This window comes from Mesorhizobium sp. M0698 (assembly GCF_040320455.1).
Lineage (GTDB): Bacteria > Pseudomonadota > Alphaproteobacteria > Rhizobiales > Rhizobiaceae > Mesorhizobium.
This window is the reverse complement of the sequence record NZ_JAMYPQ010000024.1, coordinates 1-13,793: the sequence shown is the minus strand read 5'-3', so window position 1 is coordinate 13,793 and position 13,793 is coordinate 1. Positions and strand designations below refer to the sequence as shown.

Sequence of the window (13,793 nt, the reverse complement as noted above, 5' to 3'; positions counted from 1 at the left end):
AGGGAGCGGCTAGTTCGTATCGCATCACGCACAAACCAGCGCGTCAGCAACCATCGACGCTGGTCGCAGTCGATTTCCCAGACTTCTATCGCGGCGACTCTGGCGCTTTTCGCCTTGTTCCGTTAGTGTTTTGTTCGCCTTTACCCCATTTTAGGCGGCGGCAGTCATGTTGAGTCCAGCCCAATCGAAGAAAGGAGGCGAGTATGTCGACCAAACACCTTCTCGCGCTCCTGAATTCCCATATCGAGGGGGACGAGGACCAGTTCCTCTCTATCGTACTTCAGGTCGCGGCCCAGGAAGCCCGGCAGGGGAATGCCGAACAGGCCGATAAGCTGAAACGCCTCGTGCAGAAGGCTCGCGATCAGCAGCGATCCGGCAGACCCGCCGGAGGCCAGACACCGATTCCGTTGGCGCGGCCGCGGGGCGAGCTTCAGGGACTCGTCGAGAGTACTTATCCGAAGATTACGCTGGCGAGCATGGTACTTGCCGACGATGTTCGTGCGCGCCTGGGACGCATCGTTCGGCAGCACCAGGAACGCGCGACGCTTCGCGAACATGGGCAAACGCCGACGACGCACGTGCTGCTCGTCGGTCCACCGGGAACGGGCAAGACGATGACGGCTTCAGCGCTCGCCGGCGAGCTGCGGCTTCCCCTGTTCACGGTGCGGCTGGAGGCGCTGTTCAGCCGCTTTTTCGGCGAGACGGCTGGCAAGATGCGGCTGCTGTTTGACCAGATCGCTCAGACGCGCGGCGTCTATCTGCTCGATGAGTTCGACGCTATCGGCGCCCGGCGTGGCGAGCCAAACGATGTCGGCGAGATCCGGCGAGTGCTCAATTCTGTGTTGGCTTTCATGGAGGAGCCGAACTCGACGGACAGCCTCGTCTTGGCGGCGACGAATCATGTCGAGATCCTCGACGAGGCGCTGGCGCGACGGTTTGATGAGGTGATCGAATACGCGTTGCCCGATATAAGGGCAGCACGTGCAATCGTCGAACGCCGCCTCGGAAGGTTCAAGATTGGCCCCAAGTCCTGGTCGGAGCTTGCGCCCGCGCTCAACGGGTTGAGTCAGGGCGAGCTTGTGCGCGCGGCTGACGCGGTCGTGAAGGACGCCATTCTCGAAGGCGCAACGAAAGTGTCGGCTGAGGCCCTGCGCGACGCCCTGCACAACCGCCAGACACTCAAGGGGAAGTTCCGCCAGCCGACCGGCCGATAGGAGCTCCTGCTGATCGGACGGAACGCAGCCTCTCACATTCAGGTAGGGTTATATGGCGGAGCCTGACGACTACGGTGGGCGGAACCGCACGCACATCTCTATTAATGCCTTCAAGGAGACGGCAGCCTACACCTTCCCGTCGCGCAAGCAGGAGCGCAAGCCGCTGCGGGACGACTACGCTACCCACGCCGCCACACTGCTGGACCAACTGGCCGTGGCGCTCGGTGCGTTGCCGGCGCCGGGTGCGGATACGCGCCTGCCCATCCAGGGGCTCAAACGCGGCGCGATCGTCGAGGTCACGACGGTTGCGCCAGCGCAAGTATCGCGCGTCAAGGCCGTCAAGGTGCCGGCGACGCTGGAGTTCCCGACCCAGGATGTTGTCGTGCTCCGCTCTGAGCGAAACGACGATCGCACCGAAAGCGCGCTGTTGTTCGTACCGGACGATGCGCGCGCCTTTCTGCGCGGCCGGATCGAGGGCTATGGGCGCGATCCCGGCAACCAGAGACGTTCGGACGTCGAAAAGTTCGAGCCGGTCGAGGCCGTGCGCACCACGGAGAGCCTTTCGCTCTTCATTGGCGACGTTGATCTTGCCGCCCCCGAGACTGTGTGGTGGGAACTTTGGGTCCGCCAGCCCTCGGCAATCGCTGACCGCCTCGCAGAATTGGCGCGCGGTGCCAATCTCGACGTGTATGCCGACCGGTTGGTCTTTCCCGACACGACAGTTCTGTTCGTCCATGCCGCAGCCGCAGCGCTCACCGCCTTCGCAGCGAGAGTGCCTGGCGCGCTCACCGAAATCAGGAAGGCGACCGGCACGATCGAGCCGTTCCTCGAACGCGGCGAGACCGGGTTGGGACAGCATGACTGGGTGGCCGAGCTTGCCGGCCGCGTGACGCCGCCTGCGGGCGACGCGCCTGCCGTATGCGTTCTCGATACTGGCGTTAGCGCTGCTCATCCGCTGATCGCGCCGGGTCTTGCCGGCGCTTGGGCCTATGACGACGCTTGGGGAACGGACGATCATCATCCAGACGGCGGGCATGGAACGCCGCTGGCGGGTCTCGTCCTCTATGGCGATCTGGAGTCGTTGATGAACGGCAACCAGCCTGTCGCGCTCACCCATATTGCCGAGTCAATGAAACTTCTCCCGCCGCACGGCTTTCCGCCAACGAAGCCGCCAAGCTACGGCGTTGTGACGCAAGGAGCCGTCGCCCTTGTCGAAGCCGGGCGTCCCAATGTCCCCCGCAGCTTCTGTCTCGCCGCCACCGCGACCGATTTCCCGCCGGGCCGCCCCTCGACATGGAGCGGAGCGCTTGATCAGGTTGCTGCCGGTTCAATGCCCGGTGACGCGGCCGACGACATGCCGGCATCGAAAAGCCCGAAGCGGCTCGTGCTTGTAGCAACGGGCAATGTGTCGGGCGGGATGATGGTCAATGTGGTGCCGCTGCGCCCGCTCGAAGACCCGGCCCAGAGCTGGAACGCGCTCACGATAGGCGGCTTCACTCGCAAGGAGCAGTCACCTGTGCCGCCGCCGGTGCTCGAGGCCGTCGTTCCGGCAAACCATCGCAGCCCGTTTAGCCGCGGATCACAATCACTTCCCGATGATCTGATGCCGATCAAGCCGGAGGTGCTGTTCGAGGCAGGCAATATGCTCTCCGACGTCTCCGGATTCTGCGCATGGGGGCCGTCTGTCTCGCTGCTCGCGCCCGGATCGGACGTGATCGGGAACCCGCTTGTTCCGTTCTGGGCGACGAGTGCGGCTGTCGGGATGGCCGGCAACTTCATGGGTACCCTGCACGCAGCTCTGCCTGACCGCTGGCCGGAGACGCACCGCGCGCTGGCGGTCGACTCGGCGCAATGGCCACTGCCGATCCGCAAGCGATTCATCGGGCGCGGGGCGCATTGGAAGGGCGGGGCGAAGGCCGAAAAGCAGCAGCTCTTGCGCGAGTTCGGCTACGGCGTGCCCGATGTCGGGCGTGCGATCCTCTCGGCAAGCAATGACGTCACTCTCGTCGCCGAATCCGAGATCCAGCCTTTCGCACTCAGTGCCGACAGGCGGAGCGGTGTCTTCAACGAGATGCACTTCTACGATCTTCCCTGGCCGAAAGCGGCACTGGAGCAGATCGAAAACGAGATCGTTGTCATGAAGGTGACGCTCTCCTATTTCATCGAGCCGAATCTCACCGGCAAGGCCGCGACCCGGCCGGACACCTACCGCTCCTTCGGGCTCCGCTTCGACATGAAGAAACGCACCGAGACGAATGCGCGGTTCAAAAGCCGCATCTCCGCCAGCCAAGAAAAAGACGGGTCCGAAACGGGCGCGGAAGCAAGCTGCTGGCTGCTCGGCCCAAAGGCCATCCAGGCGGGATCGCTACACTGCGATCTGTGGCGTGGCCGTGCGATCGAGCTTGCCAGTCATGACGCCATTGCCGTCTACCCCGTTGGAGGCTGGTGGAAGTCGCATACCGGTCAGAAACGGGTAAAGGACAAGGCGCGCTATTCGCTGGCCATTTCGATCTCTGCATCGGGCCAGGCGGTCGACCTCTATTCGGAGGTTGCAGCTCTCGTGGAGGTGAAGGAACTCGAAATCTCCATCGGGTGACCTTCAAAATCGCGCCGAGACGCCAACCGAGTTTTGCGCTACGTGGACACATGCAATGTTCCGGTGCCGGGACGCTCTCACCCTTGCCTCGATCGTATAGTTTCAGCCATGTCGCAGAATTTTTCAGACCGCTACGGCTTCAAGCCGGTCGAACCGGAGATCACCATCCGGGAAGACGCGCCCGATGACCTGCGCTTTGCCATCGCGCAGATCGCCGTTAACGCAGGAATGGGGCCGAGCCGCATTCGAGATGTGGTTTGCACGGTGCTATTTGTAGCGCCCGACCGCAACAACTGGTCCGAATACCCGAACATCTGGGATGAGGTTCGGGGGCTGCTCGAGGATTGCGAATGGTTCAAGGTTTATGACATCGCCGAACGCCTTCATCGCAGCCTCCACTATCAGCAAGCGGATCAGTTTCGCGACGAGCTGAACAGATTTTTCCGCGAGAAGGGGATCGGCTGGGAGTTGAAGGACGACGAGGGCATCGTGTTTCGCGGCAGCGCCCCCTTTACCGCCACGACCGTCAACGCCGTCGAGGCGCTAACAGCGACCGGACGCACTAATGCCGCCACCGAAATCCGCGAGGCTTTGCGCGACATCTCCCGCCGGCCAAAGCCCGACAGGACAGGCGCTATCCAGCATTCCATTGCGGCGCTGGAAAGCGTTGCACGCGACATCGCCAATGAACCGGGGTTGACGCTCGGCCGCTTGGTGCCACGCCTCGCCCTTCCTCGTCCGCTCGACGAGGCCGTCGAAAAGCTCTGGGGCTTTGCCTCGGACAGGGCAAGACATATTCGGGAGGGACAGCAACTCGGCGATGACGAGGCAGAGCTGGTCGTCAGCGTCGCGTGCGCTGTTTCGATCTTCCTGGTCCATCGAACGCAGCAGGTTCGCTGAACGCTCGCCAAATCCTATTCCCAGCAGCGGAAACAGCGACATAGCCTATCGATTTCGACGTCTGGTCGAGACACACCGCCGACCTAAACGATCCCCAAGGCACGATAACGCGCCCTGCCCGCCACTTCCTGTAAGGGGAACGCCGCAGTTCGGTCCCGCCATCGCGGACGAGCGAAGTCGCTACATGGTGTCGGCAGTGAATGGGACGCTGATATACGCTCTGCCATCCGGTTGAGCTATTGCATGCACGCCACAGACTCGGATGAGGGCGAACGCAGTCCGGCCGAGCACCAACATATCGTCATGGGTTTCCCACGCGTCGCGTCGGTTCCACAGCAGGCGCATTTGGGATACGAGTCCCCCGATCGCGGCTACGAAGATAGGATCGGCGGCCTGCAATTCGGCGGCAACGTCACATTCTTCGTCGGAAATGCCATCGAGATGGCCGAACAGGTATGACGCCATGCGTAGCGGCTCCAGAGCCGCTCCGCCCACTTCCTGCAAAACGCGCTCGACATCTCCATGGGTCCGGTATGAGTGGATGGCTTCACGGGCATGCGTACGCGCATCGTTCAGGCGGGAAGTCAGGTTCTCTCGGAAGCGCTTTTCTTCGTTCCGCGCGAGAAGCGCCGAGATGCGACAAACGGAGTATTCACACCAGAAGGCTTCGGCGAATTGGCGCTCGAGGAGGCGGACGTACCCCGCAGGCGTCTGGTCGAGCAGGATGCCAGGAAATTGTCGTTCTCGGGCGGCATTCTCTTCCACATGCGCGCATTCATGCGCGACGATGGCGAGGGCTACCCGGAAGTCCTCCATATTGCGCTCGTCCTCGGCGAGAGCCAGAACACAGACGGGATCGGCCAATAACACGATATGGGTTTTGATCTCTCCTCCACGCTTGACCACGACCGCTTTGCCAACGCCGATCAACCCCTCATCATTGGTGCGTTCCTCCGGGCGCAAACCTTCGATGCCGCGATCGAGCTCACGCAACGCGCTATCGTAGTCGACGGCGATCGTGATGCCGTCGAGCGTACTGATGTCAATAGAGCGCCCGATCTCGCGGACAAGCGCGATCATTCCCTGACCGAGGCACTCAGCGCCGTAGTGATTTTGGATCCCGTGGACACTCACAGAAATAGCTGGGAGCGTTGATGGAATTTCGCCCTCGTTGGCATCATCGCTCGTGTCTATGGTGTCCCCCTGTTCATGATCTGCCCCGTCATTTAGTCACCGAATGGCTGTAAGTTAAGAGGACGGCGACAGGACGCCAGTCCGGCCCGATCCACGTCCGAGGCCGGTTACTGTGAAGCCTACGAGTTCGGCTGGGGTCGATGGAACCAGCTCATCGCGTTTGCGCAATCCATTGCAAAACGCCGAGCGCAGTCCGAAAGGTACTTTCATTCCGGCAATAGATCAGCGGCGGGCGCCCATCGAGCTTGCCATCCACCGTTTGCCTCACGACACGTGCGGCGCCATCTCCAAAGAGTTTCCTGGCCTCGTCCTCCAGCTTCGATCGCCACTCTGCGGCGACGCGTTCCAAACGTCGCGTCTGCGCAAACCTCCTCAAGGCCTCTTCAGCCAGCCCGAGGCCGGTATAGTTTGTCTCGGCGAGGTCGAGCGGAAGAATCCCACTCTGATCGGCAAGCGGTGTACGAAAGAAATCGGCGCGATCCTGGTCATCCAAGGCCTGTTCACCGAGCCTGATCAGCGATTGCCAGCGACCATCCGCGTCGTCTGCCGCACGTTTTGCTTTGGCCTTCGCCTCGTTCGCGGCCCTTAAGGATGTCGCCTCCCTCACGGCGCGTTCAGCAGGTAGTCCGTGCAGATTGCGCGGCGATGCGCTGCTTCGCAGGTCCAAGACTTCGAGGAGCCTTTCCAGATCGCTATCAATCGTGGTGTCGGTTTCGATTGTCTCCCTGCGCGGCCTTCCGCTTTCCGTTTCGGTCATCTGCCACCAGGAATCGACCGTCATCAATGCGCGATCTTCGTCTGGAATTAGGTCCAGGATGCGGGACACAAGGTTCGAGATGCTATTCTGTCGCTCGTTTTTCCTCTGCTCGGTTACTTCCCAATCGCGCCACCGTTCAGCCAGGCCGGTCTTCAGCGCGAAAGAGAGCTGCTGTTGTTCAGCCAGGCCTGCCGTGGTCAAAGCCTGGAGATATCGATGCACGGCCTCCCAGGGTGTGAGGAACTCACGGTCAAGCTTGCGCATCGTATCGGCAAGGTCTTTTGTCAGCTGGACGAAGTCGCTGTGGACGTATCCCTCTTCGAGAAGGCGGGAGACAATATGGTCTGTAGCGAGGAAGCGATGCTGATAGAGCCTTGGCCGCAGAATTGTCGCGAGGACAATCGATCGCCAGGTCTCGGACCGGACCGTGAAGCAACCACTTCCTCCGATCCGGATTCCGAGATGTTCGCGCAATCCCAGAGCACGCAGCGCGGCGAGGTCCTTGATTCGCAGCTTTTGCTCGTTGGCGTCCTGGCGAACACGGCCATAAGCCTCGATCTTGCGCCTGGCACTTGATGCCAGCCGCTTGGCCGCGGCATCGACGTCTCGTCGTTCGCGCAGCCGCATGTCCTCGAGCGCACTCTCGATTTTCGCGTTGAATAGCCAGTCGCGTGGCGCGATCGAGACGACGGCCATCCGCACATCGTCGCGTGGCGCATTTCGGGGCACGGAGGACATATCGATCTCGACGGCGGCCGTTCCCAGTCGCTTCAGGCGAGCAATCTTCTCCTCTCCGCAAGGGTGGGTCACGGCGATCTCGACGAAGAGATCCAGATCGTCAACCTGGAGACTGAGGTCTGGTATCACCTCGACATGATCGCGGAATTCGAGCGTTACATGTTCGAAGACGATTTCGCGCGCTTCGCTGATCAGCCGTTCGTAGCTGCCGTGTGCAGCGAACTCCCGGGGAATGGTGAGTCGCAACTCATCCCGGATGATTTCCTTGCAAAGGATATGCAGCGCAGTTTCCGGACCGCCTCCGCATGCAGGCCCATGATGGGCGAAGTGCGCCGCCTTCAGGTCGTCCTTGGGTGGGCGACCAGGACCCCCTTGCAGTGCGGGCAGATCAAGCCGCAGGCAAGGCCCCGACGTGCCTCTGCGATGTGGAAAAGCTTTTCCTTTTCAGAATCCCAGCCGTAAACGAGGCGCGCACTGTCATCGCCATACTGGCGACGGATTTCCGGGTCGTCATGGCCCTGATGAATCGACATTGCCGGATAGTACCCGCCATCATGTAATGGCTGCTAGCTCGAAACAGGCAGGCACACGGTGGGCCGGCGCGGCCTGTAGCATAGCTTTCAGCACCGCTTTAGTCGCCTCCGTCGAACAAGCGGTCGCGAAAGCACGAGGTCGCTCTGGGCGGACAGCTTCGAACTGGCGGGCGCACCCGTGGTGAACCGCGCCGATATGGCCCACTACGCGGTTGATCACTCGGATTGCAATCCGGCGCTGAAATCTAACCTTAATCTGGCAGCCTATCTGAAGCAGGCCATTAGCCGAAAGCAGATAGCGGCGAAAATGGAGAATGGATGCGCAAAGTTCCGCAATGGGAGTTTGACTTTTACGCCTTGTCGCTCCCGCGCGGCCACGACTTCGGTGCCGAACCGCCGGTCGCGGCCTGGGACGGTTCGGACGGTCGCAGCTGCGGTATCGTCACACACGACGCTACCGCCGACGCGTTCAATACCATTCTCATGCGACGGCGGGTGGACTCGGTCTGGACCGTCACTCGACAGGAAAGCGGCTTCGCAAATATCGACGCCGCGCGTGACGCTTTGGAGCCCTTTCTCGTTGAAGGTCAGCCGCCTGAGCCAATGCCGGCTGGAGCCATCCGCCGTCCGCCGCTATTCGATCTGGCCGGACGGCAGCCAAGCGAGGTGTTTCGATTGCTTGCCACAACGGCGCGACGGCCTGCCGGGTGGGCGTTGAACCAGCTTTATCTCGCCATGCCGAAGCCTGACCGCAACTGGGCTAGTGACTGCCAGACTACCAATTTTCACACGCGCCTATGGGAAGCGCACCTTCTCGCGTCATTTCGCGAGCAAGGCCTGCTTGTCGAACAGCCGTTTGAATCCCCGGATTTCCATATTGCGAATCGCCTTGGCAACGAGGCCTGGGTCGAGGCCGTCACCGCTAATCCACAGGTGCCATACAATCACGTCAACGCGCCCTTCGCGGATGTGCCCACTGAACGCGAAGAGATATTCTTCGGCACGGCCGCACTACGATTCGCCAAAACGATCGGAAATAAGCTTGAACGACGATACGATCAGCTTCCTCATGTCATTGGAAAACCGTTCATGCTGGCAGTCGCAGATTTTCATGCATCCGGTTCAATGATGTGGAGCCGCGAAGGCTTGATTGGCTATCTGCAAGGATCGGGCGCAACTGTGGCCGAGGTAGACGGTCGACAACAAGCTGTGCCAATGCCGGCTGAGTACCTGCTCGGGCCGACACAATTCCCGGCGGGCCTGTTCGCCAACGATCGCCACACCGAACTGTCGGCTGTCATCTTCTCCAATGCCTGCTCGATCTCGAAGCTCAATCGGGTCGCGATCTCCAGTGGCGGCGCGCCTGAGGGTTATCGGTACACAAGGCTGGGACATTTCTTTGACCGTACGCCCGGCGCCCTGCGGGGCATACCGTTCTGCCTCGACATCACCGGCGATGAGTATCGAGGGCACTGGCCGCACGGCTATGAGCCGTGGACGGCCGAGATCGAAGTTTTTCATAACCCCTTCGCGCGCCATCCAGTCTCCTTCGATTTACTACCTGAAGCGCAACACTGGTTCGAGGAAAACGGTGAATGGTTATGCAGATCGGTCTATGAGACGTCGATCTTATGGTCGCAAACTCTAATCACGAACGCGAATAGGCCGGCACCAGCGCTGCAAGATCTAATAGCCGAGGATCGTGTCCATTTCGAAGTCGACTAGACACCGGGTGACGACATCGATCTTGCCATCAGTGTGATTTTTGCTCCCCGAGAAAACCTGAGGTTTCATGGGTAAGTTCCTTCTCCCGCCTAGCGAATACAACCGGATCTATCAGGTGACCCATGGCGTGCTTCAGGGCGTACCAGACGCGACCGCCGGGAGAGCATGTCTCTTCTTTGCAGCCGTCGGCGGCTATGTTCTCAACCAGTGCTATAAAATCAGAGCGCAGATTGTGGGCGGTGCGTTCTGCTTTTGCTTGGGTGACGCCGGCGGCGAGGTTGCCACCTTCGGGAAATTGGAGGATGGGCAGCTGGTGTCCGGGCACGATGCATTCCACGTGTGGCTTCAGACCGACACTCATATTATCGACTTCATGGCACCGATCTATCGAGAGGCGTTTGCTGACCACCCGAAATCAGCCGACCTGCCTCGCAAGATGATGCAACGGCGCCTGGATGAAGAAGCTCCCGACCTCAATGCCTTGGTGCACACCGGCGATTTCCGTTATTATCCGGATTTGGCTCTGACGGACAACTTGCTCGACGGTTTTCTCGCCAAGAGGTTCAACGAGGATCTGATCAAAGTTGCGATGGCCTGGTACGGAAAACGGCGCGCGAAACAGATGCCGACCTTTGCGATGCGAGACGAGAAAGGCCGTGTAACCCGGCTGTCACTTGCCCCGACGATCGCCACCAGCTCTTGGTAATCGGCGCGGTGTCGGATCGAAGGGATCCCCCCGCTTGTCCACTGTCCCGGGACTGCGGACAAGGCTCGGGGACCGCAGTTGCGAACATGTGCCGCTAACATGCGCAACGGCCAGCGGCTGCTGCGCGACTGCGGCAGCTAGTCCTCGAACTCGAGGTCGGTGGTTCGATGATTGGAGGAAAGCTCGGGCAGTATATCGCCAGCCAGCAACTTCTCCTTCGACAGCAATCCAGCATCCTCAAGCGCCTCGAAATCCGGCAGCTGGCGCAGCATGTCGAGCCCGAACTGCGACAAGAAAGTTTTCGTCGTCACATAAGTATAGGGCGCGCCAGGTTGCGGCGAGCGCGGACCCGAAGCGATAAGATCCTGCGCGCGCAGCATGCCGATCAGGTCGCGCGACACCTCCTTGCCGAAAAAGCTGGAGAGCTCGCCACGGGTGATCGGCTGGAAGTAGGCAATGCACATCAAGACAAGCGCCTCCGCCTGCGGCAGTTCTTTTGCCCGCTCGCCCGCTGCCGTGCCGAAGGCTGCGTGAATGGCATCGCCAAAAACCTTTCTGGTCCGGTGCTGCCAGCCGCCGGCGACCGAGACCAGCTCATAGGGGCGGCCGGCGAGCTCGGCGCGGATGTCGTCGATGATCAGCTCAAGATTGCAGTTCTTGCCGACGACCCGCGCCAGCACCTCGCGCGGCACTGGTTCACTGGCCGCAAAGACAACCGCTTCGACGCGGCCCATCCACTCGCGCCAGCGCAGTTCCGGCGGCAGATGTTCGAGCTCGGTGTCGACCAGCATTCGCTGGACATCCCTCTTGTCTCGCGGGCGTTCGGCTCTCGCGGTCTCAGCCATCACTACAGCCCAAAAATCCGGAACGAAGCGCGGCCGGTGAGCTCGCGCACGGCCTCGAGCTGTTGCAGCCGCTCGAACAGGCGCCGCGCCGCAAACCGCGACAGGCTTTTGGTCGTCAGCGATCCGGAGAGGGCGTCGTCGTCGAGCAGTCTTTGGATCACATCGCCCGCCCCCTTTGCCCTGAGCTTCGGTGCGACGGCGATGAGCCGCTCCGCGCGCCGCGACAGCTCGGCGGCCAACCGGCAGGCGTCCGCCGCGGCTTGCGCCAGCGCCAGGCACACTGCCCGCTCAAACCCTTTTGCGCCTGGCCGGATCCGCTTGCCGCCGCCAGGCTTGGACCGAAACGCCGGGCCAAAAGCGTGTGCCATCAGCAGCGGCAGCGGGCGCGGCCAGCGCAGGTTTTGCGCTAGCACCAGGTCGGCGAGCCACCAGGCAAAAAGCTCGGAGTCGGACTGCATGGCGACGACGCGAGCGGCGATTGCCGCCGCGGCGAACGGCGCCGGCCGCCCCGAGCGCGCCAGGTTGTCGATGTGTTCACAAACCGCGGCCAGCGCCTCGACGTCCCAATGGAGACCCAGCTGGTCGACGATCTTTTCGAGCTGATCGGCGCTGGCGGCGGGCGGCTGCCGGGCCAACTGCCGCCAGGCGCCAAAGGTGGCGCCGGCGGGGCCCGGATCGGCTCCGGCCTCGCGCAGATGCCAGGCGTCGCGCAAGGCGGCCTCGTCCTCCGAGCGCCCGGCGAGCCGCATGCTGGCGGCAGCGCATTTCAGCGCCAGCCGCTGGCGCCAGGCGCCGGCCCAGCCGGCTTGCGTGCGCGCGAGCGTCTCGAGCGCGCTCAAGGCGGCGCCGGCACAGAAGGCGGCGCCGGCGTCGGTGACGACAGCGCCGTTGGCCAGCGCCCAGGCCGGGACGACCGGCTCGAGAACGGGAATGGCGGCGGCGGGGTCGAGGCGAATCATGATTGTGGAGGGTAAAGCAGCCGTGCGCTTTTTGCGACAAACTTTGCACCAAAACGCACAGGCTGTCGTGCGCACATAACGAACGATAAGGCAACATTATCGTTCCTAATTGACAGAAATCAAAAGATTAGGTAGAAATTGCCAAAAAGGTAGAAATTCGGAGCCTCTCGTGTCCCTGAATATCAAAAACCCGGCCACCGTCGCTCTCGCCGACGAACTCGCGCACCGCCAGGGCATCAGCAAGACGGCAGCCATTCATCAGGCCCTGAGCGAGCGCTTGCATCGAATGGGTTACGGTGACGTGGCCCAGGAGCGCCTGCTCGGCGAGTTGCGGGCGATCCGGGAAAGAGTGGCGCGATTGCCGGAACTCGATCATCGCAGTGACGAAGAGATCGTCGGCTATGACGAGCACGGCATTCCGAACTGATGGTGATCGACACCTCCGCCATCGTCGCGATCCTGCGCAACGAACCAGAAGCCTTGAGGCTTGAGAAGGCGCTCGTCACCAACCAAATCCGCCTGGTCCCTGCAACCTGTGTGCTCGAGGCGCGCATGGTGCTGGTCAGCCGGCGCGGTGAGCATGCGTTGGCCGAGATCGATCTTTGGTTGCGCAAGATCGAGGCCGACATCATCGCCGTGGATGCCGATCTCGTCGATGTGGCAACGCAGGCTTGGCTCACCTACGGCAAAGGCCGCCACCCGGCCGCCCTGAATTTTGCCGATTGCCTTTCCTACGCGTTGGCCAAACGGGCGGATGAGCCCTTGCTCTTTATCGGCAATGACTTTTCCCAGACGGATATCGAGGCAGCATAACGATGGCTGGCGACGGTGCGGGATCAACTGCAGCGCCCCGAGGGGACGATCTTCCCGACATCATCGATGTCGTGATGGAAATGGGACAGCATCCACAGGAGGGCGAAAAATCCCCCTCCCCTCCCCTGCCGCCTATGCACTCACGGGGACATGGTAGCCTTCCCGGCCATCTGGAAGAGCTTGCCGGCCACGCCCGCGACTATGTCAAGGCGGCCAGCTCGGCCAATACACGGCGCGCCTACGCCGCCGACTGGAAGCATTTTTGCGCCTGGGCGCGCCGGCAGGGTCTGGAAGTGCTCCCACCTGATCCGCAGACCGTCGGGCTCTACATCACCGCCTGCGCGTCCGGAAAGGTAACAGGGGAGAAAAAACCAAACTCTGTGGCGACGATCGAGCGTCGCCTTTCGTCACTGTCCTGGAACTTTTCGCAGCGAGGCGAACCGCTGGACCGCAAGGACCGCCACATCGCAACGGTCATGGCCGGCATCCGCAACACCCACGCCTCCCCTCCCCGGCAGAAGGAAGCGATCCTGCCCGAGGATCTGATCGCCATGCTCGAGACCCTCGACCGCGGCACGCTGCGTGGTCTGCGCGACCGCGCCATGCTGCTTCTGGGTTTTGCCGGCGGCCTTCGCCGATCCGAAATCGTCGGGCTCGACATTGGTCGCGACCAGACCGAGGATTCTTCGGGCTGGATTGAGTTTTTTCCTGACAAGGGCGTGCTGGTGACTGCGTATTCCGATGAAGCCGGCCATCGATTCCGATTTGAAGCCGGCCAGTCATTCCGATTTCATTCCGGCCGGTGTTCCGATT

12 protein-coding genes are annotated in these 13,793 nt (G+C 61.7%); 8 read left to right on the top strand and 4 right to left on the bottom strand.

All coding sequences use genetic code 11. From position 1 onward, the window contains the following. Nucleotides 1–203: 203 nt before the first annotated feature. From NKI16_RS29585 to NKI16_RS29575, 3 genes are all read left to right on the top strand, one after another. On the top strand, nucleotides 204–1,214 hold the full coding sequence (locus NKI16_RS29585) for an AAA family ATPase (protein ID WP_352924160.1): 1,011 nt from the start codon (nucleotides 204–206) through the stop codon (nucleotides 1,212–1,214). Between the two features lie 52 nt (nucleotides 1,215–1,266). Continuing rightward, nucleotides 1,267–3,810 (top strand): S8 family peptidase, encoded by a 2,544-nt coding sequence (locus tag NKI16_RS29580; RefSeq protein WP_352924158.1) that lies wholly within the window; start codon nucleotides 1,267–1,269, stop codon nucleotides 3,808–3,810. Nucleotides 3,811–3,918: 108 nt separating this feature from the next. Then, complete coding sequence (locus tag NKI16_RS29575) at nucleotides 3,919–4,710, top strand: AbiJ-NTD4 domain-containing protein (RefSeq protein ID WP_352924156.1); 792 nt, start codon at nucleotides 3,919–3,921, stop codon at nucleotides 4,708–4,710. 180 nt (nucleotides 4,711–4,890) lie between these two features. Here NKI16_RS29575 and NKI16_RS29570 read toward each other — a convergent pair whose 3' ends face one another. After that, nucleotides 4,891–5,790: a hypothetical protein gene (locus NKI16_RS29570; protein ID WP_352924154.1), complete on the bottom strand. Its 900-nt coding sequence runs from the start codon at nucleotides 5,788–5,790 to the stop codon at nucleotides 4,891–4,893. Nucleotides 5,791–6,055: 265 nt separating this feature from the next. Continuing rightward, nucleotides 6,056–7,645, bottom strand: coding sequence for a hypothetical protein (locus tag NKI16_RS29565; protein WP_352924152.1), 1,590 nt, complete (start codon nucleotides 7,643–7,645; stop codon nucleotides 6,056–6,058). 605 nt (nucleotides 7,646–8,250) lie between these two features. Here NKI16_RS29565 and NKI16_RS29560 point away from each other — a divergent pair. Together NKI16_RS29560 and NKI16_RS29555 are read left to right on the top strand one after the other, a co-directional pair. Further along, complete coding sequence (locus tag NKI16_RS29560) at nucleotides 8,251–9,657, top strand: hypothetical protein (protein WP_352924150.1); 1,407 nt, start codon at nucleotides 8,251–8,253, stop codon at nucleotides 9,655–9,657. Between the two features lie 67 nt (nucleotides 9,658–9,724). Next, a complete protein-coding gene (locus tag NKI16_RS29555; RefSeq protein WP_352924148.1) occupies nucleotides 9,725–10,363 on the top strand; it encodes a DUF2026 family protein in 639 nt (212 codons plus the stop codon). A 137-nt stretch (nucleotides 10,364–10,500) separates the two neighbouring features. Here NKI16_RS29555 and scpB read toward each other — a convergent pair whose 3' ends face one another. Together scpB and NKI16_RS29545 are read right to left on the bottom strand one after the other, a co-directional pair. Further along, nucleotides 10,501–11,154, bottom strand: coding sequence for an SMC-Scp complex subunit ScpB (gene scpB, locus NKI16_RS29550; protein ID WP_352924146.1), 654 nt, complete (start codon nucleotides 11,152–11,154; stop codon nucleotides 10,501–10,503). 56 nt (nucleotides 11,155–11,210) lie between these two features. Next, a complete protein-coding gene (locus tag NKI16_RS29545; protein ID WP_352924144.1) occupies nucleotides 11,211–12,167 on the bottom strand; it encodes a DUF1403 family protein in 957 nt (318 codons plus the stop codon). 169 nt (nucleotides 12,168–12,336) lie between these two features. On the opposite strand from NKI16_RS29545, the gene NKI16_RS29540 reads away from it, so the two are divergent. The 3 genes from NKI16_RS29540 to NKI16_RS29530 all read left to right on the top strand — a co-directional run. Beyond that, on the top strand, nucleotides 12,337–12,594 hold the full coding sequence (locus NKI16_RS29540) for a type II toxin-antitoxin system VapB family antitoxin (RefSeq protein ID WP_023804176.1): 258 nt from the start codon (nucleotides 12,337–12,339) through the stop codon (nucleotides 12,592–12,594). Further along, on the top strand, nucleotides 12,594–12,980 hold the full coding sequence (locus NKI16_RS29535) for a type II toxin-antitoxin system VapC family toxin (RefSeq protein WP_023804175.1): 387 nt from the start codon (nucleotides 12,594–12,596) through the stop codon (nucleotides 12,978–12,980). Before NKI16_RS29540 ends, NKI16_RS29535 begins: the two co-directional genes overlap by 1 nt. 2 nt (nucleotides 12,981–12,982) lie before the next feature. Then, nucleotides 12,983–13,793, top strand: an 811-nt coding sequence (locus tag NKI16_RS29530) for a tyrosine-type recombinase/integrase (protein ID WP_502897636.1), incomplete at its 3' end; no start/stop codon positions are given.

What these genes read in the sequence shown, in the direction of transcription:
- NKI16_RS29570 (WP_352924154.1), bottom strand. Translation starts at nt 5,790, where the DNA reads ATGATCGCGCTTGTCCGCGAGATCGGGCGCTCTATTGACATCAGTACG.
- NKI16_RS29575 (WP_352924156.1), top strand. Translation starts at nt 3,919, where the DNA reads ATGTCGCAGAATTTTTCAGACCGCTACGGCTTCAAGCCGGTCGAACCG.
- NKI16_RS29580 (WP_352924158.1), top strand. Translation starts at nt 1,267, where the DNA reads ATGGCGGAGCCTGACGACTACGGTGGGCGGAACCGCACGCACATCTCT.
- scpB (WP_352924146.1), bottom strand. Translation starts at nt 11,154, where the DNA reads ATGCTGGTCGACACCGAGCTCGAACATCTGCCGCCGGAACTGCGCTGG.
- NKI16_RS29535 (WP_023804175.1), top strand. Translation starts at nt 12,594, where the DNA reads ATGGTGATCGACACCTCCGCCATCGTCGCGATCCTGCGCAACGAACCA.
- NKI16_RS29585 (WP_352924160.1), top strand. Translation starts at nt 204, where the DNA reads ATGTCGACCAAACACCTTCTCGCGCTCCTGAATTCCCATATCGAGGGG.
- NKI16_RS29560 (WP_352924150.1), top strand. Translation starts at nt 8,251, where the DNA reads ATGCGCAAAGTTCCGCAATGGGAGTTTGACTTTTACGCCTTGTCGCTC.
- NKI16_RS29545 (WP_352924144.1), bottom strand. Translation starts at nt 12,167, where the DNA reads ATGATTCGCCTCGACCCCGCCGCCGCCATTCCCGTTCTCGAGCCGGTC.
- NKI16_RS29555 (WP_352924148.1), top strand. Translation starts at nt 9,725, where the DNA reads ATGGGTAAGTTCCTTCTCCCGCCTAGCGAATACAACCGGATCTATCAG.